General features: G+C 62.9%; 20 protein-coding genes, 2 tRNA genes and 1 riboswitch. Of the genes, 5 read left to right on the forward strand and 17 right to left on the reverse strand.

The features are described from left to right. Position 1 precedes the first annotated feature (1 nt). Together P1T08_10380 and P1T08_10385 are read right to left on the reverse strand one after the other, a co-directional pair. Positions 2–2,035, reverse strand: a complete 2,034-nt coding sequence (locus tag P1T08_10380; protein ID MDF1596485.1) for a thiamine pyrophosphate-dependent enzyme — start codon at positions 2,033–2,035, stop codon at positions 2–4. 10 nt (positions 2,036–2,045) lie between these two features. Continuing rightward, positions 2,046–3,128: a Glu/Leu/Phe/Val dehydrogenase gene (locus tag P1T08_10385; protein MDF1596486.1), complete on the reverse strand. Its 1,083-nt coding sequence runs from the start codon at positions 3,126–3,128 to the stop codon at positions 2,046–2,048. Between the two features lie 104 nt (positions 3,129–3,232). Here P1T08_10385 and P1T08_10390 point away from each other — a divergent pair, with 104 nt between their 5' ends. Then, entirely contained in the window at positions 3,233–4,006 is a 774-nt protein-coding gene (locus P1T08_10390) for a hypothetical protein (GenBank protein ID MDF1596487.1), read from the forward strand. Between the two features lie 54 nt (positions 4,007–4,060). Here P1T08_10390 and P1T08_10395 read toward each other — a convergent pair whose 3' ends face one another. Continuing rightward, positions 4,061–5,254 carry a hypothetical protein gene (locus P1T08_10395; GenBank protein MDF1596488.1) on the reverse strand — a complete coding sequence of 398 codons (1,194 nt, stop codon included), beginning with the start codon at positions 5,252–5,254 and terminating at the stop codon, positions 4,061–4,063. 95 nt (positions 5,255–5,349) lie between these two features. Here P1T08_10395 and P1T08_10400 point away from each other — a divergent pair, with 95 nt between their 5' ends. After that, positions 5,350–5,535: a hypothetical protein gene (locus P1T08_10400; protein MDF1596489.1), complete on the forward strand. Its 186-nt coding sequence runs from the start codon at positions 5,350–5,352 to the stop codon at positions 5,533–5,535. Here P1T08_10400 and P1T08_10405 read toward each other — a convergent pair. Next, on the reverse strand, positions 5,532–6,431 hold the full coding sequence (locus P1T08_10405; GenBank protein ID MDF1596490.1) for a DMT family transporter: 900 nt from the start codon (positions 6,429–6,431) through the stop codon (positions 5,532–5,534). The two genes, P1T08_10400 and P1T08_10405, sit on opposite strands and share 4 nt — an antisense overlap. A gap of 174 nt (positions 6,432–6,605) precedes the next feature. Then, complete coding sequence (locus tag P1T08_10410; GenBank protein ID MDF1596491.1) at positions 6,606–7,208, reverse strand: hypothetical protein; 603 nt, start codon at positions 7,206–7,208, stop codon at positions 6,606–6,608. Between the two features lie 87 nt (positions 7,209–7,295). Between P1T08_10410 and P1T08_10415 the strand changes: the two genes are divergently transcribed. Then, positions 7,296–9,599: a hypothetical protein gene (locus P1T08_10415; protein ID MDF1596492.1), complete on the forward strand. Its 2,304-nt coding sequence runs from the start codon at positions 7,296–7,298 to the stop codon at positions 9,597–9,599. A gap of 110 nt (positions 9,600–9,709) precedes the next feature. Here the strand turns inward: P1T08_10415 and P1T08_10420 are convergent. The 3 genes from P1T08_10420 to P1T08_10430 form a co-directional block, all read right to left on the reverse strand. Continuing rightward, positions 9,710–9,782: transfer RNA gene (locus P1T08_10420), tRNA-Phe, on the reverse strand. A 26-nt stretch (positions 9,783–9,808) separates the two neighbouring features. Next, a tRNA-Asp gene (locus P1T08_10425) sits at positions 9,809–9,886 on the reverse strand. A 93-nt stretch (positions 9,887–9,979) separates the two neighbouring features. Continuing rightward, complete coding sequence (locus P1T08_10430; GenBank protein MDF1596493.1) at positions 9,980–10,999, reverse strand: zinc-binding dehydrogenase; 1,020 nt, start codon at positions 10,997–10,999, stop codon at positions 9,980–9,982. A gap of 122 nt (positions 11,000–11,121) precedes the next feature. Between P1T08_10430 and P1T08_10435 the strand changes: the two genes are divergently transcribed. Further along, entirely contained in the window at positions 11,122–11,520 is a 399-nt protein-coding gene (locus P1T08_10435; protein MDF1596494.1) for a thioesterase family protein, read from the forward strand. A 452-nt stretch (positions 11,521–11,972) separates the two neighbouring features. On the opposite strand, the gene P1T08_10440 is transcribed toward P1T08_10435, so the two are convergent. From P1T08_10440 to P1T08_10450, 3 genes are read right to left on the reverse strand one after another with little or no spacing between them, the layout of a single operon-like run. Then, positions 11,973–12,971, reverse strand: coding sequence for an ABC transporter ATP-binding protein (locus tag P1T08_10440; GenBank protein ID MDF1596495.1), 999 nt, complete (start codon positions 12,969–12,971; stop codon positions 11,973–11,975). Between the two features lies 1 nt (position 12,972). Next, positions 12,973–14,613: an iron ABC transporter permease gene (locus tag P1T08_10445; GenBank protein MDF1596496.1), complete on the reverse strand. Its 1,641-nt coding sequence runs from the start codon at positions 14,611–14,613 to the stop codon at positions 12,973–12,975. Further along, positions 14,613–15,668, reverse strand: a complete 1,056-nt coding sequence (locus tag P1T08_10450; GenBank protein MDF1596497.1) for a thiamine ABC transporter substrate-binding protein — start codon at positions 15,666–15,668, stop codon at positions 14,613–14,615. Before P1T08_10450 ends, P1T08_10445 begins: the two co-directional genes overlap by 1 nt. A 62-nt stretch (positions 15,669–15,730) precedes the next feature. After that, positions 15,731–15,852, reverse strand: a riboswitch (TPP riboswitch). Between the two features lie 127 nt (positions 15,853–15,979). Here P1T08_10450 and fdhD point away from each other — a divergent pair. Next, positions 15,980–16,762, forward strand: a complete 783-nt coding sequence (fdhD, locus tag P1T08_10455; GenBank protein ID MDF1596498.1) for a formate dehydrogenase accessory sulfurtransferase FdhD — start codon at positions 15,980–15,982, stop codon at positions 16,760–16,762. A gap of 21 nt (positions 16,763–16,783) precedes the next feature. Here fdhD and P1T08_10460 read toward each other — a convergent pair whose 3' ends face one another. The 6 genes from P1T08_10460 to P1T08_10485 all read right to left on the reverse strand — a co-directional run bounded on the left by P1T08_10460 (position 16,784) and on the right by P1T08_10485 (position 21,255). After that, a complete protein-coding gene (locus P1T08_10460; protein ID MDF1596499.1) occupies positions 16,784–17,485 on the reverse strand; it encodes an alanyl-tRNA editing protein in 702 nt (233 codons plus the stop codon). A gap of 43 nt (positions 17,486–17,528) precedes the next feature. Beyond that, positions 17,529–17,933 (reverse strand): universal stress protein, encoded by a 405-nt coding sequence (locus P1T08_10465; GenBank protein MDF1596500.1) that lies wholly within the window; start codon positions 17,931–17,933, stop codon positions 17,529–17,531. A 63-nt stretch (positions 17,934–17,996) separates the two neighbouring features. Then, the gene (locus P1T08_10470) at positions 17,997–18,353 is read right to left on the reverse strand and encodes a hypothetical protein (GenBank protein ID MDF1596501.1); all 357 of its coding nucleotides are present in this window, start codon (positions 18,351–18,353) and stop codon (positions 17,997–17,999) included. An 88-nt stretch (positions 18,354–18,441) separates the two neighbouring features. Beyond that, a complete protein-coding gene (locus P1T08_10475; protein MDF1596502.1) occupies positions 18,442–18,654 on the reverse strand; it encodes a dodecin family protein in 213 nt (70 codons plus the stop codon). Positions 18,655–18,791: 137 nt separating this feature from the next. Next, complete coding sequence (locus P1T08_10480; GenBank protein MDF1596503.1) at positions 18,792–20,594, reverse strand: acyl-CoA dehydrogenase C-terminal domain-containing protein; 1,803 nt, start codon at positions 20,592–20,594, stop codon at positions 18,792–18,794. Positions 20,595–20,673: 79 nt separating this feature from the next. Then, the gene (locus tag P1T08_10485) at positions 20,674–21,255 is read right to left on the reverse strand and encodes a GNAT family N-acetyltransferase (GenBank protein ID MDF1596504.1); all 582 of its coding nucleotides are present in this window, start codon (positions 21,253–21,255) and stop codon (positions 20,674–20,676) included. Positions 21,256–21,326 lie beyond the last annotated feature (71 nt).

A 21,326-nucleotide genomic window follows, 5' to 3' on the forward strand; every position in this document is an offset into this window, starting at 1 on the left:
GCTAGTACTCCACCAGGTCCTTCGCCCGTTTGATGATGCCCTCGACGTTCGGGCGTATCTTCTCTTCGAGCACCGTGGCGAACGGGAAGGTCGGGACGTCGGGGGAGGCGTACCGTTTGACGGGAGCATCGAGGGATTCGAAAGCCCGATCGGCGATCTGCGCGGCCACTTCGGCCCCGAAGCCCATGAACTCGTTGTCCTCATGGATGATGAGCACCCGATTGGTCTTTCGTACCGAGGCCTCGATGGTCGGCCAGTCGAGCGGCTTCAGCGAGCGCAGATCTATCACCTCGGCGTCGACGCCGTCGATCTCCAACAACGCAGCCGCTTCGAGCGTGAAGAACGCCATCGCCCCGTAGGCGATGAGCGTCACATCCCGGCCCGGTCGCCGGATGGCTGCCTTGCCGAGCGGAATCCTGTATCTGTCGTTGGGGTACGGCCCTCGTCCCAGCCGGTAGAGCTTCTTGGGCTCGAGGAACAAGACCGGATCCGGGTCTTCAGCAGCTTCCCACAGCAACCCCTTGACGTCGGCCGGGGTCGAGGGCACGACCACTTTCAAGCCGGGAACATGCGTGTAGAAGGCCTCCACCGACTGTGAGTGATACAACCCGCCGTTGATCCCGCCACCGTAGGGCGTCCGGATCACCATGTTGACGTTCCAGCGTCCGTTGGTCCGGTAGTGAACTCTGGCCACTTCGGAAACGATCTGGTCGAACGCAGGATGGATGTAGTCGGCGAACTGCACCTCCGCCAGTGCCATCTTCCCGGCTGCCGACAGCCCGATACCTGCACCGACGATCAGCGATTCTGACAGGGGGGTGTTGAACGACCGGGCAGCACCGAACGTGTCGGTCAGATCCTGCGTCGCCTTGAAGACCCCGCCCTTGGGATCGGCAACATCTTCACCGAACACCACGGCCTCGGGATGCGCGGCCATGATCTCGTGCAAGGTCATGTTGATCGCCTGGATCATGTTGACCTCTTCACCACCCGGCTCCGGCTCCGGCTCGGTGGCAGCTACCGACGGGACGATCGGATTGGCATATACATTGCTCGTCGCGTCGTCGCTGTACGGCTCGGCTTCGGCTTGCTCGACCGCGTCGGCGACCCTGGCTCGCAACTCCTGCTGGATTTCTTCCTCGAGTGCGTCCGGCAGCAAGCGAGCCTCAATCAGATATTGCTTGAGGAGGATCAGCGGGTCCCGTCTTCGCCACTGCTCCACCTCCTCCCGGCTGCGGTAGAGCTTGTCGTCGTCGTCCGACGTGTGGGCGTAGTAGCGGTAGGTGCGTGCCTCGATGAGCGTCGGCCCTTCGCCTGCTCTAGCGCGCTCGGCCGCCGATCTCGTTGCCCCGTAGACGGCGAGTGCGTCGTTGCCGTCGATCAAAGCGCCCTGGAATCCATACCCGAGTGCCCGGTCGGCGATGATGCCACCGACTTCCTCGGTCTCCGGCACCGAGATGGCGTACTGGTTGTTCTCGATGATTACGACCAACGGCAGCCGGCGAACCCCTGCGAAGTTCATCATCTCGTGCCAGTCGCCCTCTGAGGTCGATCCCTCCCCGCCGTAGACGGCGACCACTCCACCGGTCTTGTCCATCTGGAGGGCGTAGGCGATCCCGGCTGCGTGGGGATACTGCGTAGCAATGGCGGACGAGTGGCTGAACACGTTCCTGGCCGGGTCTGACCAGTGGCCGGGCATCTGCCGCCCGCCGCTGGTGACATCCGCCGCCCGGCTGAAGACCGTCATGAAGTAGTCGTATGGTGTGAATCCCCAGGCGAGCGCTACCCCGATGTCCCGGTAGTAGGGGAGTGCCCAATCGATCGTCGGATCGAGGGCAAAGGCGGACGCCACCTGAGCAGCCTCGTGCCCGGACGATGAGACGACGAACGGTGCCCGTCCTTGTCGATTCAGGGCCCAGGTCCGGTCGTCTACGATGCGCGTCAGCAGCATCTTCCGGTACAGGTCGATCACCTGCTCGTCGCTCAAACCGAGCTCCAGGTGACTGTCCTTGATCTCCCCTACTTCCAGGTCCACTGACACTCTCCTAGTTGCGGTCTTCGCCGTGCCGGCGGAACCTACGAAGATCGCCGATCGTCTTCATGCGCTCCTCGGCCACCTGTACTGCCGCTAGGTGAGGGGTGCTCCCCTCGTTTCTCGCCTTCTCGAGGATGCGCGTGGTGGCATCGTGAATGCTGTCGACGTGGTGCATGGCCCGGGACTCCTGGTAGCCGCGCATTTCTTCGAAGACATTGATGAGACCGCCTGCGTTCACGACGAAGTCGGGAGCGTAGAGGATGCCCAACCCGGCGATCCGATCACCGTCTTCATCGGTAGCCAGTTGGTTGTTGGCGGCGCCGGCGATTATCTGTGTCGATAGTTTCGGGATCGTTTCTTCCGTCAACGACGCGCCTAGGGCACATGGAGAGAGAACATCACAGTCGACGAAGAGGATCTCCTCGGGGTCGACCGCCTTCACGCCGAAGTCCCTGGTCACCCTGTCGACCGCTGGCCCGTAGGTGTCCGCCACGATGACTTCGCACCCGGCATTGACGAGGTGTTCGACGTAGTAGTAGCCGACTTTCCCGACGCCTTGCACAGCCACCCTCCGACCGGTCAGGTCCGGCGTGTTCCAGAAGAACTCCGAGGTGGCGGTCAGGCCGGAGAAGAGCCCCCGGGCGGTAGCCGGAGAAGGATCGCCGGATCCACCTTCGGGGATCGGGATCCCCACCGCCCACAGCGTTTCGCGCCGGATCAGTTCCATGTCCTTGGCGGTGGTTCCGACGTCTTCGGCGGTGATATAGCGACCTCGGAGCGAGTCGACGATCCTGCCGTATGCCCGGAAGAGTCGCTCCGACTTGTCGGTGAATGAGTCACCGATGATGACTGCTTTCCCTCCGCCGAGATCGAGTCCTGCCGCGGCGGCCTTGTAGCTCATTCCTTTCGACAGCCGCAGGACGTCGGTCAGCGCATCCTGTTCGCTTTCATATGGATAAAAACGAAGCCCGCCGAGGGCGGGCCCGAGGGCTGTCGAGTGGATTGCGATGATGGTCTTGAGGCCGGAGCACTCGTCGTAGCCGTAGAGTACCTGCTCGTGGCCGGTCTGCTCGACCAAGTCGAATACGCCCATAGGCGCGCCACCCTTCACTTGCTGAATTGCACCCACATTGTAACGGGGCGACGCGGGTGAGCGCCTCGTGGCGTTGGTCAGATACGGGCCTACCATGTGGCCCCATGACGGCCACCGCCTACCTCCGCGTCTACCTTCTCGTCGAAACGCTACGCAGCGAGGGCTTGAACTTGCCTGAGGTCAGGTTCGAGCCGAGCGATTCGGTGCAGGCTGCCGCCGACGTCGGATTGGTGCGTGGCTCGATGCGTGAGGATGTGTTGATCGCCGATTGGCGTGGGGCAAGGTATGGATGCCCGAGGCGGCCGATGTTGCGGGCGATGGAGGGTTTGCTGGCGTTTCGGAACGCCTATGCCGGAATCGGCGGCGAACTGCTGGTTCCGGAGCGCGTTGCGCGCATGGCTGCTGATCATCTCGAGGCCGTGTCAGAACAACCTCTGGCGCGGTCGTACATTCTGACTTCCCCGTGGCACGTTCCGCTCCGCTGGTTCTCTGCATTCCATTCGCCAGAGCGCGAGTTGTTCGAAGCAAACGGCTTGAAGTCGCTCCGCTACCGGACCGGTCAGCAGGAAGCCATCAATCGCCTCGAAGAGGTCATCGGCGTTCTGCGCAAGGTGGGAATGAACGACGGCGTTGTGTCCGAAGTCGAGGAACTGGCGGAATGGATCGGGGGCTACCCGGCGGAGGCGTTGGTCGAGTTGGACTACGGGTCGGTGGCCTGCCTATTCCAGGAAGCCGATCTGCTACTCGACGAGTCATCGGCGGACGTGTGGGAGTCGATCACGGCGCTGGCTTCCGGTGACTGGGAGAAGGCATCCGAGCACTACATGATCGTGGCGCGCCGCTGGGCAGCTCCGATGGCGGTAGCCTTTTCCAGCTAGCGACGGCCGGCTGCGTGCGCCCGGGCGGACGACTGCCGAGCGCCCGGGGTTTCCCTACGGCACCGCGGCAATGGCGAAGATGTATCCGGGGGCCTCGATCTGATGCATCGACCAGTCCTCGGTGTCGATGAACCACAACTGACCGGACGAGAAGCCGGAAAGCGGCGAAGGCTCACCCACTGCGGCGATGAGCCAGCGCCCATCCACCGACCACGACACGGCCCGAAGCGTCTGAGGAAGCGTTGTCTCGAACACGATCGCTTCGCCTTCCAGGACCCAAAGCTGGGTCGGTGCTGCGACTCCGGTGGCGTCTTCCACCTCCCAGATCGCCCACCGGTTGTGGGCCGATGAGGTAACGATCGCAGACATCCGCTTTTCGCTTGGAAACGGGAAGTCGGCCGTTTCAGTCAAGTCTCGAGACACGCGCTGGAGGCTGCCGGCATTCGAGATGAGAACGTCGCCGTCGGGCAGCACGCCGAGGTAGCGGGCGGCCAGGCGACCCGACTCGCGTCCCTCTTCGGGATCGATAGCGATCAGCGAATAGCCGTCCTCGTCGGTTAGGGATTGGAGGAGGAAACCCTGGTCGTCGAAGCGGACTACAGATGGAACAGAGTCCAGATCGGCGGGGTCGTCGGCGATGGGAAACACTCCGTCTGCGCCGGCGGGCAGCGTCGCCGTTCGAAGCAAAGCGGGGAGGGTCTCCGGAAGTGATTGATCGAGTTCGATCCAGGCAATTCGACCGGGATCCGTGGCATGCCACGCCCAGCTCGTCATAGATAGAGCGATCGGCTCGGCATTCTCGGGTGTTCCGACCCAGAGGTTCCAACCGGGAGAAACGGTGCTGAGCGCCGCGGCCGCGATCCGCACCCGGGAGCTGTTGAAGTCTGCCCATCTCATACGCTCGGGGATATCAATGACGAGCGGCGTGCCGGTTCGCGACTCCCACCGCCACAGTACGCCCAGGCTATTGCGGAATCCGGCCAGGTACAGCGTCCCCTCGTAGCCGTCGACCAGGATGTCGAGCCGGGAGGGGGCCAGCATCGTGGTTGTGGCCGGCACGGTTGGCGGAGCAGCAACCTCCGGGATCGTCGAGGGTGTTGTGTTCGGATCTGGCGAGTTCTGTTGGGCCCCCGTCGCGATCAGGAGCCCGACCGCAATGCCGCCGATGATCCCGATGGGCAGCCAGCCGCGACCGCGTGGCTCGGGATCAGGTTGGTCCTCGGTTCCGACGATCGTGACCTTGTCCATTCGGGATCTGCACCAGTGGTTGTCGAGAAATCCAGGCTTCAGCAAGTGCGGGATGTTGCCGAATCAGTAGATGTAACCACACGGAGCGGGAAACCATGCGAGAAGCGCTCGAACTCTCCATCGAGATGAGTGAGCGAACCGTCACCGCACTAGATCGCGAGGCCCGGTGGCCCGACATCGAACTGCACCGCCGTTGCATCGAGGCCCGGAAGCGGAGGTCCCTGGGCGCTCTCGACGAACTGCTCGGTCGCATCGACGACGTGTTGAAGGCCGACGCCTAGGCCTCGCCTCGTGAAGCCAGCAGCGCACCCGCAATAACGAGGCCGACGCCGGCCACCGAGATTGCGGTCACAGCGTCACCGCGGAAGATGACCCCGAGCGCCAGCGCAACGACCGGGATCAGATAGGTGATGAATGAAGCTCTGGTCGAACCGACCCGTCCGGTCAGTGTTCCCATGATGACGAACGCCAGTCCGGTCCCGAGCACGCCCGCCGTCGTAACCGCGAAGAACGAGTCCCATCTCCAGCTCGAATCGAGCGCTTCCCAGAGCCCGAACGGCGCAGTCCAGATGGCGGCCAATCCGAGCATTCTTCCCATGACGGGCAACGATCCGTACCTTTGCTGGACCGGGGTCGCAATCGTGACGGCCAGGCCGTAGCAAAGTGTCGCCAGCAGCACCAGCGCCACGCCCAGCGCCTCCGAACTGCCCTCGCCGAATGAGGGCGAGGCGATGGCGATGACGCCGAGAAATCCGGTGGCCACTCCGGCCAGTTGTGCTCCTCTCGGCAGGCGGTGGAGCATGATCGACGCGATGGCGGCCGCAAAGATCGGCATGGCCCCATTGAGCATTCCGGCAAGCGCCGAGTTGATCCATTGCTGGGCGATGGGGAAGAGCGTGAACGGGATCGCCACCCAGATCAGCGACAGGGCGACGAGCCGAGGCCAGTCGGCCCGCTCCACCGGTTGGCGCGTCTTGCGGAAGACCCAGAGCACACCGGCACCCGAGGCGACTCGCAACCACGTGATCAAACCGGGCCGGAAAGCGTCGAGCCCGATATCCATCAGCACGAACGACGAGCCCCAGATGATGCTGATCGACCAGAACAGACCCCAGTCACTCGTGGTGAACGAATGCTGGTTCGTGCCGGCGGACGTGGAGAGGATCCTGGAGCTCATAGCTTCCTGATTCTCACACACAGAGTTGTGAACAGTGCGCGAACCGGCGACTACTCAACGAGTGGGCGCATCGGGTGAGTCACATCCAGGCAGTTCGGCTGGGTCCGGAGAGGTCGGTGCCCGACCACGAGGTCGCGCAGCAATGCTCAAAGAGCAAGACCCGAGTCTTCGCCCCTAAGAGCCGAGGATTTCAGTTCGATCCCACGCTCTGGCGGTCTGTTTTCCAATGGCAGGGAGGTGTTCGAGCGTGCGAGCGACCCTCCAGGCCAGCAGCACTGCGACGACCGGAACCGGATCTTCAACCTCGATCTTGTGGTGGTCGAACGTCGCTACCACTCCGTCGGCGTGGATTCGCCAGCCACCAGCGCGCTCGTCCCGATCGATGGTGTAGGTGCAATCGCCTGCGCGGACCGCAAAACAGTGATCAAGGGCCGTCCACTCTGCCTCCGCCCGCATGTTGCCCCCGAGATCCACCAGTACCGTCCGACCGTGCCGGGGGCGGACACCGGTGCTGAAAGTCTCGAAACTCAATTTGGAGCCGTCGCGGAATCGAACGTCGTTGCCGCGTACTGTCGCCACCTTGCCCGCACTGCTTCGTAACTCGCACTTCTTGACCAGAAATCCCGAGGCCGAGAATTCGGCATTCCCTGTCAGAACAGGGCCGCCGAATCGTTCTGCCCGGACGCTGTTCGGGGATGGAGCCACGGTGGGTTCGTGATCGGATGGATGGACATCGTCCATGCTCTGCACCACCTTTCGTCCCACGGCCATTGTCACCCGGGGGTTCATATCCGTCAACGGTTGGTTCGGAGTGCATCACAGCCGATTTGGTGAGGTTTTGGAGAGGAACCGTATCCTGCCCACATGAAATCACCTACCCGTCGGCGACACGGCGACGAAATGCTCCGAGCTGTCGGGCCATTTCGTGCGATCCGACGCCAGCACGGGCCGACACACGGACCGCGTACGTCGTATCTCACGCTTGCTGTCGTCGTCGTGCTCTTCGCGACCGCTTGCACACCAATCGACGGCAACGCAGAACCAAACGGGACTGCTACCTCTTCAGTGCCAGGAGCTCCGGACGGCGACACAACTCCCTCGCCGGGGGTTAGTGCACCCAGCACGACCAGCCCTCAGATCGATGCAGAGGAGCGGGCGGCGGTGATCGACGACGTTGTGGAATTCGCAGCTGCGGTCACCGGCGACGACGGCGACGAGGCCCATATTCAGATCGCGGAGTATCTCCGTTCTCGACTCGAGTTCGTCGACGCCGGGGTGAGCGAAGACGACATTGTTTGGGGAGTCTTTGCGGATGGCGGCCTCTACGTCCACATCGACAACGCCTACGACAGAACAGAGGAAGAGGTGGCAGGGGGTGCCGCGATCGGTTTGACTGCGTCCATGCCGGCAGCAGCAGACGGCGGTCGCTTCGTCCCGGCGCTCGCTGCTCAAGCCAGCGGCGGCTCGACCATTCCAGCCTCAACCAAGGCAGTGATCCTCGAGGCGTACGGCCCAATGGACGAGGGAGCCGGGGATCTGGTCGGACCATGGTTGACAGATGCCGGCTATTCCGTGTCGAGGTACGACGCAACCATAGATGAGTTGCTGTCGGTCGGCTCGAGCGGCATCTTCCTCTACAACGGACACGGTGGCACTGTGCCGCGTCCCTTTCACAAAAACGAATCTCCGGCCTTCGTACTCACTTCGACCACGCCGATCACTCCGGAAGGCAACGTAGCGTACGCCGCACAACTCGAAGCCGGAGAAATGGCATGGGCATCGGTGGCGTGGGAAGTTAACGTCGCCTTCGCCCCCGAGGATCCTGAATGCCTTGCCCTTCTCCCCGGTGAGAGGAAACCCCTCAAATGCCAAAGCAGAAAGCATAGGTCGGTCTATGCCATTACCGACAAGGTCGTTGAGGAATGGCACTTCGCCGATGGAGCCCTGGTGGTGCTCAACGCCTGTACGAGCACTGCTCTGAGCGGCGTCATAACTCGCGCAGGAAACGTGGGCGCATTCGTCGGATGGGACAGACCGGTCGCGATTCGGGGTGCCCCCATCGTCCTAGCGCTCTTCTTCGATCGGCTCCTCGGGATCAACACGACACCTCCCAACGAGTGGCCGGACATGCGCCCATTCGACGCGGGGAGCGTGTTCAAATACATGGAGGAACGGAAGAAGATCGTTGATCCCGTCAACAAGAAGGCGAAGCTGTCGGTCGTCGACCTTGGTCAAACGATCCTGATTCCGTCGATCAAGTTCATGGAGGTTCACGAGGACTCCAATGAGCTGTTCGTAGAAGGTTTGTTCGGCACTCGCCCCGGAACGATAAAGATTGGAACTACCGAAAAGGATGCCGCCGACTGGAGCGCAGAGACTGTGGTCGTCAAGATCGAGGACACGGGACCGACCGCGGCCGGTGAGGTGACGGTGATCGTCGACGGCCGAAAGAGCAACCCTGTGCCGCTGACCCAGTGGCGCGGAAAGATGTACTACTCGGCTGATATAGATGGGTTGGCGAAAGGGCTCGAGGCCGACGTCGTGTTCGACGTGCATCTCCGGGCCGATGTCCACATGTACCGTGACGTACCGTGGGAAGAGCCGGCCGAGCGCCGGGTTGAGATCAGAGCCGTCGGCGATTCCACCGGTCCGTGGGAAGTGAGCGGGTCGGCATCCAACCAGGGTGCCACATTCACGCTGACGGGGAGCGGCATCCTCGAAGCAGAAGAGACGCAACCGGATCATGAAGGCGCGCTGTTCGCCATTTTCGGCACGCTTGTATCGGGGAACCCGGGTACTCCCCCGACGGTCGAGGATCTGCGGATTCATGCGCATTTCTCTTCGGATTCTGAGGCACGTTTGAAGATAGAAGCACCCGGAGCACCGGCCATGGAGAGCGGTTTCCCGCTGCCCCAATCATCCATTCTGAACAACGTTCCCTTCCGGTTCCGCAGCGACTTCGGAATCGAGGCATCGCAGGTCGAAGGTCAGTCAATGGGGATTTCGGGTCCTGTGATTCTCTACTGGGACGACCTTCCGGCGATGTTCCAACCCTCCATTGAGAATCCGCCTCAGGCCGGAGCGGGCGATCCGACGGCATCTTCCGCGCAGATCATCAATCACTGGACATCTGTAGGTGTGACTCTCGCGTGGCGACCGATCGGTTGACGACCCGCCCGCTCGGCTCCAGTCGAGCTTCAACTGAAGCGGGTGTCGGAGTGCCGCGTAGCATCCTCCCCTCGTTGAGGAGCATTGCTGTAGAACGAAGGCCCTCGAAGTGGTCAGGGGCGGGATCGATCCGCCGACCTCTGGTTTTTCAGACCAGCGCTCTACCAACTGAGCTACCTGACCACGAAGCCCTGACGGATCAGGGCTTCTGGCGGGGACGACGAGATTTGAACTCGCGACCTCCGGCTTGACAGGCCGGCGTGAACTCCAGACTTCACCACGCCCCCGTGGCGTGTATCCCGACCGAAATCAGGAACCGTCAGGCCACAAAGAATAGCGCTACTACGCGCTGCAATGCCAAAGCAACGTTTCCGGCGCAGTCATCCGTGCTGGATGGCAACCTTGCCCCGCTGGAGACCCGAGTCGAGTCTGGCCACAGCCTCCGGCAGCGCCTCGAACGGATAGACCGAGTCGACGATGACGGGAACTGCAGTGCTATCGATGAGCCGGGTCACGCGGGCGAACTCGGCATGGTCGAACATCGTCGACCCGATGATTTCGAGTTGCTTGAAGAAGAGGTAGGGGACCGAGATTTCGACCTTCGGGCCGCTCGTCGACCCGCAGATCGCCAACCGACCGCCGGCTTCGAGAGATCGAATCGACTGGTTCCACGTGGCCGGACCAACGTTCTCGATCACCACGTCTGCGCCTCTTCCGATCGACTTCTTGAGGTCCTTGGCGAATTCGCCCCCAGAGTCGAAACCGCCTGTCGCTCCCAACTCCAATGAGGCCGCGATCTTGTCGGGGCTACGGGATGTGACGAAGACATCTGCTCCGAGCGCTTGGCCGATGAGCTGAGCGGCCGAGGAGACACCCCCTCCAATCCCGACCACGAGAAGAACGTCACCCGCCTTGAGCCCTGCGCGGCGGAGCATCCGCATGGCAGTCCCGTAGGCGAGGCCGTACGACCCGGCCTCGATCGCAGACACACCGCCCGGTCGGGGCACTACGTTGCGCGCCGGGACGACTGCATATTCGGCCAGGGTGCCGTTCGAGTGCTCACCGAGGATCGCGTACGACTTACAGAACGGCGTGTTGCCCGCCAGGCAGGCGGCGCATTGTCCACACGACACCGACGGGTTGATCGTCACCTCGTTGCCCACTGCGACGGTCGCTACACCTTCCCCGATCGCATCGACCTGCCCCGTCCCGTCCGCTCCGGCGATGTGCGGGAAATGATGCGGGGCGGGCATGCCCCTGGAAACCCAGAGGTCGAGATGGTTCAACGCCGAGACGTCGAGGCGCACCCGCACCTCCCCGAGTCCTGGCTCCGGTGTCGGCACCTCTTGCAGTGTGAACGACTCCGGGCCGTTCGTTTCGTTCAAAACCCATGCGCGCATGGGACGAGGCTAACGGTCTTCGCCCCCCAGTTCCGGAAACAGCTGCAGAAATCGCGACAACTCACCCGTTTGCGACTCGCCGGCCCGCGTCTCGCGTCTCGTGATCCGTATCCTGGGTGGGTATGCCCCACACTACGAACGTCCAGGTCCGTTTCTATGAACTCGATCCGTACGACCATGTCAACCACGCGGTTTACTTCTCGTATTTCGAGACGGCCAGGATTGAGGCCCTCGCTTCGGTTGGATACGACCTGACCCGGCTGAAGGAAGAGGGCTTCCGCCTCGTGGTGAGCGACGTGCGGGCAAGGTTTCACCGCCCGGCCGTCTACGGCGAGATCCTCGAGATCACGAGCAGCCTGGTGGAGTCGAAACGGGTTACGTCACGATGGAGACAGGAGGCTCGGGCAGGCGGTGAACTGGTAGCCGCGCTCGAACTCACCGGTGCGATCACCGATGGAACCGGCCGGCCCCGTCGTGCGCCCGCCGGCTTTCTCGAGGCAATCGAGCCACTTCGGTTGTGAGGAGTTGGCGTCTGGTTGAGCTCCCGGGTCGGCCCTCCCCTCCCCTCGGGGACTCGGGTCGCCCCCCACTGCGTGGGGGGCGAACGCCGCCGGCTCGCTCTCCCAAGGGCGTTTCTCTCCCGCTTGGGCGGGGGAGATGCCGAGTCTTCTCGGCAGAGGGGGCAGATCTTCGGATGCTTAGCCCCCCTCCCCTCGGGGACTCGGGACTCCCCCCACTGCGTGGGGGGAGAACGCAAGGAGGCGCCGTCGGTAGCTTCGCCCTGGTTTTCGCGTGGCTCGCTGGGGGTGGCCCCCTACCCCCGGCGCCTCGTCCCTCGGCTCCGGCGGTACCTTCCCCCCGGACGCTCGCTTCGCTCGCTGGGGGTGGCCCCCCTACCCCCGGCGCCTCGTCCCTCGGCTCCGGCGGTACCTTCCCCCCGGACGCTCGCTTCGCTCGCTGGGGGGACCGACGGCTAGAGCACGACCGCGTTCGTGACGTGCAGTCTGACCTCAGCTCCGATCTCCGGCGGCGGTCCAACGACCTCGACGTCGAGGATTGTTTCACCCGTGATCGAAACGCCCACCACGTGGTGTCCACCGCGGAATACCCGGCTATCCACGATTCCTTGGACGGCGCCGTTCGGGTCGAGTTCGATCGCATCGGGTGGGATGACGAGCGTGAAGGATCCCGGGCGCTCGTGTTGCGTCGGGAACGAACCCCACGAAGTCCTGGCGGTTCCATCAGCTACTTCAGCTTGCACGATGTTGCGGAAGCCGAGGAAGCGGGCGGTCCATTCATCGACTGGTTGCCTGTAGACGGACTCTGGGGTTCCCTCCTGGGCGACGGTTCCGTCTCGCAACACGAGCAGGCGATCGGCGATGGTGAAGGCCTCCTCCTGGTCGTGAGTTACGTACACGGCGGTTATGGCGTGATCGACCAGCAACTGGCGTAGTTCGACAATGAGGCGTTCACGCAGTATCCGGTCGAGCGATCCGAGCGGTTCGTCCAGCATCAGCAACCGAGGTGCCGGTGCCAGGGCTCTGGCGAGGGCAACCCGCTGCTGTTCGCCGCCGGATAGGTTCGTGATCCGCCGGTCGGCGTAGGCGGCCATGCCGACCCAATCGAGTACCTCGGAGACCCTGGCCCGGATCTCGGCGGCCGGACGACGTTGCATGCGCAGCCCGAAGGCGACGTTGGCGCCGATCGATTGATGGGGGAAGAGCGCGTAATCCTGAAACATCAGGCCGAAACCCCGGTTCTCGACGGGTACCCGGGCGAGGTCCTCACCGTCCCAGCGCAGTGCGCCCCGGGTTGGCACCTGGAGGCCGGCGATGGCACGGAGAAGGGTCGTCTTGCCGGAACCGCTCGGACCGAGAACCGCCAGCACTTCTCCATCCTGTACCTCGACATCGACGTCGCTCAGGATGGTCGTGCCCAGGATCTCCACCGTGAGATGATCGACGAGCAGCATCTCAGAACTCCCCGGTCTCGCCGAGCCTGAACCGCTCGATGATCATGATCGAGGCCGCCGTCAGCACCATGAGGATGGTGCTCAAGGCCATCGCTCGTCCGAAGTTCAGTTCGCCCGGCCTCCCGAGCAAACGGAAGATCGCAATCGGCATGGTGGGGCGTTCGGGTCGAACCAGAAAAGCCGTCGCACCGAACTCCCCGAGGGAGATGGCAAAGGCGAATCCGGCGGCCACGAGGCCGGACCGTGCGATCAGTGGTAAATCGATCTCCCGCCAGGCGCGAAACGGTGAGGCGCCGAGCACCCGGGCCGCCTCGCGGAGTCGACGGCGTATTGCCTGCATCACCGGAACGACGGTTCGGACCACGAACGGGATGGCGATCAGCGAGTGGGCGAGCGGGATCAGGAACGGAGACGTGCGCAAGTCGATGGGCGAATCGAAGGCGACTAGGAAACCGAACCCGATCGTGACCGCCGACGTTCCGAGCGGGAGCATGAGCAGAAGATCAAACCACTGTGAGACGGGCCCCTGCCGGTAGGCGATGACGGTGGCGGCCAGGATGCCAACCACCAGGGCAATGATCATCGCCACGAGCCCGAATCCGATGGAGTTGGCGATGGCTTCGGTGGCCGGGACGAACAGTGAGTCGCTCGTATCGGTCAGAGAGGTGTAGGCGGCTGTGCTCCAGCCTTCCCCAACCTGAAGCGAACGCTCAACCAACAACAGAAGCGGGGTGCCCAGGAATAGCGCAGTGAAGGTGAGGGTGCCGCCAACCATCCACCACTCCCGCGCGGTTTGTGGCTTCCGGGCCGTAGCCGGCGCCAGACGTTGTTCGACCGCCCGCCGTTGCTGATAACGCGAGTAAGCCAGGAGGATGAGCGAGACGGCTACCAACTGCAGCACCGACAACGCGGCAGCCACCGGCAGGTTGAGGAAGCTCATCGTCTGTCGCCAGATCTCAACCTCGATCGTCCGGAACTCGAGGTTGCCGAGGACGAGGATCACTCCGAAAGACGTGAACGTGAAGAGGAAGATGATCGAAGCAGCAGCCGCGATCGCCGGACGGAGCAATGGCAAGCTGACGGTTCGGAACGCTCGCCACCGGCCGGCCCCCAGAACCCTGGCGGCCTCGGTGAGCCGAGGATCGAGATGCGCCCACAATCCGCCGACGGTTCTCACGACGACCGCGTAGTTGTAGAAAACGTGCGCCAGGAGAATCGCCCAGATTGTCGATGACAAGTCGATCCCGAGTGCTCCCCTGGGGCCGAGCAAGGCAAGGAACGCGGAGCCGACGACCAGCGTTGGGAGGACGAAGGGGATCGTCACCGCTGCTCTCAACAACGACCGTCCCGGGAAGTCGTACCGTGCGAACACATAGGCGGCCGGCATGGCCACCACGACCGTCAAGATCGTTGAGACGACCGCCTGCCAGAGGGTGAACCAGGCCACGCTCCGCAACGACGCCTTTCCGAACACTTCCCCGAACGGGCCGAGCGCACCGGCCTCTCCCGATAGGCCGGTGAGGAGGATCGAGCTGAGCGGGTATAGGAACGCCACCGCCAGGAACCCGAGTGGGATGGCTACGACGAGGATCCGCGCCAACCGGCCGGGCCAGGCGGCTCGCCGTGCCCTCGAGAGAGTCATCACGGCAGCATCACAGCGTCCCACTCTTCGATCCAACGCTGCCGGTTGGCATCGATGAGGGCCGGTTCGAGCGTGGCGACGCCTTGGGGAATCGTCGTGTGGTCAACGAATACGGGTGGCAGTTGGGCCTCTCGATTGGCGGGGAATACGAACATGTTGAGCGGGATGTCCTCTTGGAACTCAATGCTCAGCATGAAATCGATGAACGCCGCGGCCAGTTCGGGGGCGTCTGACCCGTTCAGCACGCCGGCGAACTCGATCTGGCGGAAACAACCCGCCTGCATCACACCGGTCGGCGCCTCATCGAGTGGTGTTTCTGAAAAGACGACCTCGGCCGCCGGCGACGATGCGTACGACACCACGAGTGGCCGTTCTCCCTGGCCGGCGCCGCCCGAGAACTGGCTGTAGTAGGCGTCATCCCACCCGGCGCTCACCGTGACCTCGTTGGCCTTCAGTTCGGCCCAGTAGTCCTTCCACGTGTAGTCGCCTTCTTCGCCGAACTCGGCGATGGTGGCGAACAGGAAGGCCAGGCCGGGTGATGACGTCGCCGGGTTTTCGACGACGAGTTGCCCGCGAAAACGATCTTCGGTGAGGGCGGCGAGCGAGGCGGGGGCGTCGTTGTCATTGATCACCGAACGATCGAAGTTGATGCAAACGTCTCCGAAGTCGATCGGTGTCGCTCGGTGTTCCGAATCCAGTTGCAGATCGTCAGGAACCGCGGTCAGCCCGGGAGAAGTGTACGAATCGAGGATGCCGGCATCCAGGGCACGGCTCAGGAAGGTGTTGTCGATCCCGAAGATCACGTCTGCAAGCGGATTGCCTCTCGTGAGAATCGCCTGATTGAGCATTGCCCCGGCATCATCGGAACGCAGGATCTCAACGGTAACGCCGTGTTCGGCTTCGAAGCGTTCGATGATCCCGTCCGACACGGCGAATGATCCGTGGGTCATGAGGGTCAGCGTGTCCGGGACGGTCGGAACCGTTCCGTTGGCTTCCGATCCCCCGCAGGCGGCGAGAAGGAAGAGGAGGACAGTTCCGCAGACGGCCTTTGTCAACGCGGGATGCTTCCCGACGGCGCGGCCGGACGCGGAAGGACCCGGCTCTCGTGGTGATGCTGTGTTGTGGTCCACTCTCTTCCTCCGCTGGCATAACCCAGTTCAGGTTCCACGGGTCGGTAGCAATCGCCTTGCGGCGGGGCTTCCCTCTCAGTCGGCTGGCCCGACTCCCCGGGGTGGTGTTAGGGAGGCCAAGGATACCTCGTAACGGTCGTTGCTGCATCGAACATGGCGTCCTCCCGGAAGCTGCGAACCGGGGCTTCTCCATCGCCATCTCCCGCTCTGTTCGGATACGTAGTACGTTCCCCGTCATGTCTGGGATTGTTGAGCGGAAGGTCGATCGGCGAGCGGGATCAGTCTGGCAGCAGGTTGACGACCGGATCGTTGAGGAGTCTCCGCTCGAGATCAGGCTGGAGGGGACCCCGCTGGCCGTGGTGATGAGAACCCCCGGCCACGAAGCAGAACTGATCCTCGGATTCGCACTCACCGAAGGAATCCTCATCGGCCCCCACGAACTGGCCGGAATTGATGAGATCGATGCCAACCGCTGGGACCTCCGGCCGGTAGACGGCGTGTTTGTCGATCCGACCAGGTTCCAGCGGAACTTCTATTCGACGTCATCCTGTGGAGTCTGTGGGAAAGCTTCGATCGACGCGATCCGGATTTCTTCCGGGCCACTCAACCAGGACCTAAGGGTGCCGGTCGATGTGCTTGCGGGCCTCCCCGAATCGATGCGAGCCCATCAGGTCAACTTCGACGAGACCGGCGGACTACATGCCGCCGCAGCTGTGACGGTGGAAGGCGAGTTGATCGCCCTGCGTGAGGATGTTGGGAGGCACAACGCGGTGGACAAACTCGTCGGGGCGCTGGCGCCGGATCGATGGCGGTTCAACGATCTCGTGCTCTTCGTGTCGGGTCGAATGTCGTTCGAGGTGGTGCAGAAGGCGGCTGTGGCCGGGTTTCCTGTCGTTTGCGGGATTTCGGCAGCCTCGTCGCTCGCCGTTGAACTGGGTGAGGAGTTGGGTATGACGGTCGTCGGGTTTGTCCGGGGTGATTCCTGCACCGTCTATTGCGGCCGGCCGCGCATCGTGTAGCTCATGGCGTTCGAAGTGAGCTCATTCCTCCAGCACCGAGTAGAGGCGCTTGTTGTCACGGCCTTTGTTCTCGAATCTGTCGATTCGGGCACCGCGGATCTCACCGGTCGAGTGCACGTGGGTGCCTCCGCAAGCCTGGGCGTCCAGATCTCCAATCTCGACGATCCGCACCTTTCCCTCCTCGATTGGCGGCAGGACGTTGCGGGTTCGAATCAGATCCGGCCTTGCCGGGAACTCGGCTTCCGTGATGGTGGAAGCTGAAATCGGGAGGTCTCCCGAGATCACTTCGTTCACTTCTGATTCGAGTTCTAAGAGCATTGAGCGGTCGAACGCTTCGAAGCTGAAGTCGATTCGAGACCTGCCGGTGCCGATCAACGTGCCGGTGATGAGTCCGCCGTATGCCCGCCGAGCAATCGTGTTGACGATGTGCAGTAGGGCGTGATGCCGCATCAGCGCATAGCGCCGGTCCCAGTCGATGCGGCACTGCACCTCCGAGTCGAGGCTCGCAATGAGATTCACCCGGTGCCAGATCTCGCCGTGGTCGGATCGGACCTCGTCAACCCGATGAGTCTCGGCGTTGAAGGTGATCGTGCCGGTATCGGCCGGTTGGCCGCCTCCACCCGGGTAGAAGACGGTGTCGGAGAGCAGCCACCAGCCGTTGTCGGCGTCGACGATGCTGGTGTCGCACGTCGCCAGGTATGAATCGACTAGATACAGGCGCACAGAGACTCCGGGTACCCCGTCATCGAGTACCCGTTGCCTGTTCCTACTTGGCCGCCTTCACCGCCAGGACCGGGCAATCGGCATCCAGGAGGATCTCCTGCGCGTTCGAGCCGAGCAGGAATTTCCCGGTCGGTGTCCGTCGGCGAAGGCCGATCACGATGAGGTCGGCATCGACTTCTTTCGCCGTGCGGGTGAGGTCTTCAGACGGTGAGAGCCCGCGCACGTACTCGTGCATCGTGTGGTTGACCCCCTCCTCTGTGAGCTTGGCGTCGACCGCATCGAGTTCCTGCCGGTAGGCAAGAACCTCGGTTTCCTCCTCGCGCCGTCCTCCGTACATGGAATGAACCACGATCAACTGGGCCTGGCGCAGCTTCGCCTCGTCGATGGCCTTGTTCAGCGCAGCCTCACCTTCCGGCGACCTGATGAAACCGACGACGATCTTCTCCATCTGTTTTCTCCTCTTCTTTGCGCTCAATCTAACGGGTCCGCACGCCGCGAGTCCGCGGCCAGCCTATGACATAGACACCTGGAGGGCTCCGGCCGTGTGGCCGGCGTCTCTCACGCCGACCACGAGACGCGTGTAATCCCAGTTCTCGCTCTCGACGACGAGGACCGGGTCCTGACGGAAGACGGCCCAGAAATGCCGGTTGGGTTTGCGGCCGTACGAACCGAATCTGACTAGACCTGGAATATAGGTCCCCGGTGCTCTGATGATCGGCCCATACGAAACGTCGCCACGCGCCATGGCCCGGGCCGACGTAATCCGGTCAACCGGGACCTCGAGTTCCCTTTTCAATGCGAGTAGAGCCTCGAGCGGACCGAGGCGGAACAGTGCAAAGCGGCCGTCATCACTAATCACGACTTTCATTACTTCACGCTATGACGGCCGGCTCATAATCGCCTAGAGGCAAGATGCTCTGACGGGAGTGGCTCATCGGAAGGCATCTCCGCTCGGGTCAGTCCTCCATCTTGAAGGAGATGCTCACCCTGGCCCTGTATGCGACAATCTTTCCATCGTCATCGAGGTTCATGTCGAGCTTGGTCACCTCTGCGATGCGGAGATCCCGCAGCGAACTGCGCGCCTTGCCGACGGCGGCCGCAGCAGCCTTCTCCCACGACTCAGTGCTCGATCCGACGAGCTCGACGAGCTTGTAGACGCTCTCACTCATTTCCGCCTCCTTGGGGTCGGTCAATTTGAACCTAGTCGCGAGTCGCGAGTCGTCGGCAGGCGAGGCTGGGCCACTTGCCACTTGCCAATTGCCTACGGCCTATGGCCTACGGCCTACGGCCTACTACCTGCCTGCAGCTAGACCCCGAGAAAGGCCGGCTCGATCTCAAACAGAATGTCGGACCCGCCCTTGACCGCGCCGAGTAAACCGGAGGCCTGCGGAAGCAGCTGCTCGGCATAGAACCGCGCCGTCACGATCTTGGCCTTCAGGAAGTCGTCATCCGGCGATCCGTTGTCGAGTGCCGCCTTGGCCGCCAGCGCCTGGCGGGCCATGAACCAACCGCCGGTCACGGTGGCGAACATTCGCAGGTACGGCGTGGCGGCGGCAAGCGCATCATTGATGTTCGCCATGCCTCTTTGTGCCAGCCACATCGTGGCGTCCGAGAGCGCGGCGATGCCATCCGTCAGGCTGCGGCGGATCGTCGCCAGGTCTTCCCCGGCAGCTTCCAGGTCCTTGTCGAGGGCAGCCATACGGCCGATGAACTCGCGGACCAATTCGCCTGCCCGCATGGGCAGCTTCCGCCCAACTAGATCCATTGCCTGGATGCCGTTGGTCCCTTCGTAGATGGGTGCGATGCGGGCATCGCGAAAATGCTGGGCTACGCCCGTCTCCTCGATGTAGCCCATGCCGCCGTGCACCTGGAGGGCGAGCGAGGTGAGCTCTACCCCGAGGTCCGTCGACCAGGCCTTCGACAGGGGAGTGAGGAGGTCGGCTAACTCGGCGGCACGCTCACGTTCTTCGGGGTTCGGATGATTGAGGGCGATGTCCATGGCTTCGGCGTTAAAGTACAGCAACGAGCGCATGGCCTCGATGTAGGCGCGTTGCGTCAGCAGCATGCGGCGCACGTCCGGGTGTTCGATGATCAGAGAGCTGTCACCGGGTTCGGTGCCAACGGCCCGGCCTTGCCGTCGCTCCTGGGCGTAGGCCAGTGCGTCCTGGTATGCCCGCTCTGAGATGGCCAGTCCCTGTAGGCCGACCGAGAGGCGAGCGCTGTTCATCATCGTGAACATGTTCTTCATGCCGTCGAACTCCGCACCCACGAGGTATCCAACCGATCCTTCGTGGTCGCCGAATGCCATTACCGCGGTGGGGCTGGCATGGATGCCGAGCTTGTGCTCGAGCGAGACGACGGACACCTCGTTGGATTCTCCGAGGCTGCCGTCTTTGTTCACGATGTACTTCGGCACGACGAACATCGAGAGGCCCTTGGTGCCTGGTTTGCCATCGGGCGTTCTGGCCAGCACCAGGTGAATCACGTTGTCTGCGAGATCGTGGTCGCCCCAGGTGATGAAGATCTTCTGACCTTTGATTCGATAGGTGCCGTCGTCCTGCGGGGTCGCCTTGGTGCGTACGGTCCCGAGATCAGAGCCGGCCTGTGGCTCGGTCAGGCACATCGTCCCGGACCACTCGGCGGTGATCAGCTTCTCGAGGTAGGTGGCCCGGAGTTCGTCGTCACCATGCAACACGATCGCTTCGATGGCCCCCTGGGTGAGCATCGGATTGAGGGAGAACGCCATGTTGGAGGCCGCCAGCATCTCCTGAAGCGCCAGGCCGACGACCCACGGGAATCCGTGACCTCCGTATTCGGGCGGGAAGGGCACGGCGCCCCAACCGGCCTCTACGTAGGCCCGGTAGGCGCCCTTGAAAGCCTCGGGTGTGACGACGACTCCATCCTGGGAGAGGACCACACCTTCTTTGTCACCGATGATGTTGGTCGGGGCCACGACTTCAGCCATGAAGCGGCCACCTTCGTCGAGAGCACCGAAGACGGTGTCGGGGTCGGCATGCTCGAACCCTTCGAGGGTGGCGAGACCGGCCAGGTCGACGATATTGGAGAAAACGAACTTGATGTCACGCAGCGGGGGTGTGTAGTCGGCCATGGGAGAAGTGTAGGTGGCGAGATACCGGGCGGTAATGGCTGAAGGTCCTCAACTCGGAAGGGCGGCGGTCCTTCGTGGATCAGCCGGCGCCGGCCGCACCGGCCGCCAGATCGCGCAGAGCGGCTGCTTCGGAGAGGTCCGACCAGATGGCCGGGTCGAGGTCGAGTTCTGCCCGGATCGTTCCATCGCTCGGCGCTTCGAACCGGGCTCCGGCTTTGCGGGCCAGGCGTGTCATCGCGGCATTATCCGCCAGCATGGTCATCTCGAAGCGTCCGAGATCATGATCGACAGCCACCAGGGCGAGAGCCCGGAACATCGTCCACCCGAGTCCACGACCCTGGAAGTCATCCGCGATCGTGAACGCCGCTTCGGCGATGTCCGGCCCTGTACGTACGTACCTGGCGATTCCGACCCCGATGCCGTCCTCCGTCTCGATTCCCCACGCGAAATGGTCGATGTGGTCGATGTCGGTGAGGTAGGTGAGCTGACTTCCCGATAGTTGGCCGATCGGCGTGAAGAAACGTTGATTCCGGGACGCTTCAGACAGACTCTGAAACCCCTTGGCAAGTAGGTCGCGGTCTGCGCGCGTCACCGGACGGATGCGAACAGGTAGTCCGTCGCGAAGCGTCAGTGTGACGATGGGGTGGGTGCCGACTGGCATGGGGTCATGATACTAGAAGTGCTAACTATTGCAAGCACAAGGGCAACGATCGCACGCACTTGCCAGGCAGT

This window comes from Acidimicrobiia bacterium (genome assembly GCA_029210695.1).
In the GTDB taxonomy this organism is placed as follows: Bacteria; Actinomycetota; Acidimicrobiia; order Spongiisociales; family JAHEDJ01; genus JAHEDJ01.